At 71.7% G+C, this 2615-nt stretch carries 1 protein-coding gene; it reads left to right on the top strand.

Going from position 1 to position 2615, the window contains the following annotated elements:
• A partial coding sequence (locus tag ABZT49_RS21000; RefSeq protein ID WP_355288669.1) for an MBG domain-containing protein occupies positions 1-2603 on the top strand: 2603 nt, incomplete at its 5' end.
• Positions 2604-2615: the final 12 nt, after the last annotated feature.

The raw sequence follows: 2615 nt of genomic DNA, 5'->3' as shown, positions 1-2615 counted from the left end.
CCTATGGCGGCACGGCGCAGGGGGCGGTGAATGCCGGCTCCTACGCCATCACGCCGTCCGGCCTGACCTCGGGCAACTACGCCATCACCTTCGCGGACGGCGCCCTGACCGTAGGCAAGGCCCCGCTGACCGTCACGGCCAACGCGGCGACCAGGACCTATGACGGCCAGGCCTATGCGGGCGGCAACGGCGTCGCTTACGCGGGCCTCGTCAACGGCGAGACCGCTTCGGTGCTGGGCGGTACCTTGAGCTATGGCGGCACGGCGCAGGGGGCGGTGAATGCCGGCTCCTACGCCATCACGCCGTCCGGCCTGACCTCGGGCAATTACGCCGTCACCTTCGCGGACGGCGCCCTGACCGTGAACAAGGCCCCGCTGACGATCACCGCCAGGGACGCGACGAAGACCTATGACGGCCAAGCCTTCGCGGGCGGCAACGGCATCACTTCCGCGGGCTTCGTCAATGGCGAGACCGCTTCGGTGCTCGGCGGTACCTTGAGCTATGGCGGAACGGCGCAGGGCGCGGTGAATGCCGGCTCCTACGCCATCGCTCCCGCCGGTCTCACCTCGGCCAATTACGCCATCGCTTACGCACCCGGTGCCCTCTCGGTCGCTCCGCGCCCGATCACCATCACGGCGGATCCCCAGAGCCGCGTCTACGGCGACGCCAACCCGACCCTGACCTACCGGGTCGGCGGAGGTGGGCTGGTCAACGGCGATGCCCTCACGGGCGGGCTCACGACGCTGGCTGACGCTCGCAGCAACGTCGGCGCCTACGGCATCGGCCAGGGCAGCCTGGCGGCCAGCGGCAACTACGCCGTGAGCTATGTCGGAGCGGACCTCGCAGTCACCACCCGGCTGCTGACCCTCACGGCGGATGCGCAGAGCCGCGTCTACGGCGACGCCAACGCGACCCTGACCTATCAGGTCGGCGGGCGCGGTCTCGTCAACGGCGACAGCCTCACCGGCGCGCTCGCCACGACCGCTGCCACGGGCAGCAACGTCGGCAGCTACGCTATCGGCCGAGGTAGCCTGGCTGCGAGTAACAACTATGCGGTGAGCTACGTCGGAGCGGACCTCGCAGTCACCGCCCGGCCGCTGACCCTCACGGCGGATGCGCAGAACCGCGTCTACGGCGACGCCAACCCGACCCTGACCTACAAGGTCGGCGGGCGCGGCCTCGTCAACGGCGACAGCCTCACCGGCGCGCTCGCGACGGCGGCCGATGCTCGCAGCAACGTCGGTGCCTACGGCATCGGCCAGGGCAGCCTGGCGGCCAGTGGCAACTATGCGGTGAGCTACGCCGGGGCGGACCTGGCGATCACTGCCCGGCCGCTGACCCTCACGGCCGACGCGCAGAGCCGCATCTACGGTGACGCCAACCCGACCCTGACCTATCAGGTCGGCGGACGTGGGCTGGTCAACAGTGATGCCCTCACCGGCGCGCTCACCACTACCGCTGCTACGGGCAGCAACGTCGGCAGTTACGCCATCAGCCAGGGCAGCCTGGCGGCCAGCGGCAACTATGCAGTGAGCTACATCGGGGTGGACCTCGCAGTCACCGCGCGGCCGCTGACCGTCACGGCCGACGCGCAGAGCCGCGTCTACGGCGATACCAACCCGACCCTGACCTACCAGGTCGGCGGGCGCGGGCTGGTCAACGGCGATGCCCTCACGGGCGGACTCACGACGGCGGCCGATGCTCGCAGCAACATCGGTGCCTACGGCATAGGCCAGGGCAGCCTGGCGGCCAGCGGCAACTATGCGGTGAGCTACGCCGGGGCGGACCTGGCGATCATCGCCCGGCCGCTGACCCTCACGGCCGACGCGCAGAGCCGCATCTACGGCGATGCCAGCCCGACCCTGACTTACCGGGTCGGCGGGCGCGGCCTCGTCAACGGCGACAGCCTCACCGGCGCGCTCGTGACGGCGGCCGATGCTCGCAGCAGCGTCGGCGCCTACGGCATCGGCCAGGGCAGCCTGGCGGCCAGCGGCAACTACGCCGTGAGCTACCTCGGGGCGGATCTCGCGATCACTGCTCGGCCGCTGACCCTCACCGCCAATGCTCAGTCCCGCGTCTACGGCGACGCCAACCCCGCCCTGACCTATCAGGTCGGCGGGCGCGGCCTCGTCAACGGCGACAGCCTCACCGGCGCGCTCGCGACGGCGGCCGATGCTCGCAGCAGCGTCGGTGCCTACGGCATCGGCCAGGGCAGCCTGGCGGCCAGCGGCAACTACGCGGTGCGCTATGTCGGGGCGGATCTGTCGGTGACGGCCCGTCCGCTGACCGTCACGGCGGACGCGCAGTCCCGCGTCTACGGCGAGGCCAATCCGACCCTGACCTACCAGGTCGGCGGACGCGGCCTCGTCAACGGCGATGCCCTCACCGGCGCGCTCGCCACCGCAGCGGATGCTCGCAGCACCGTCGGCAGCTACATCATCGACCAGGGCTCGCTGGTGGCCACGCCCAACTACACGCTCACGTATGGGCCGGCCGACCTGACGGTGACGCCCGCCCCCCCCCCCCCCCCCCCCCCCCCCCCCCCCGGCCGCCCCCCGGGGCGGCCCCCCCCCCCCCGCCCCCCCCCACCACTGCGTGGATGACGAGGCCGTTGA

It is taken from the genome of Methylobacterium sp. EM32 (assembly GCF_040593685.1).
Classification (GTDB): domain Bacteria; phylum Pseudomonadota; class Alphaproteobacteria; order Rhizobiales; family Beijerinckiaceae; genus Methylobacterium.
This window is presented reverse-complemented; position numbering and strand designations above follow the sequence as displayed.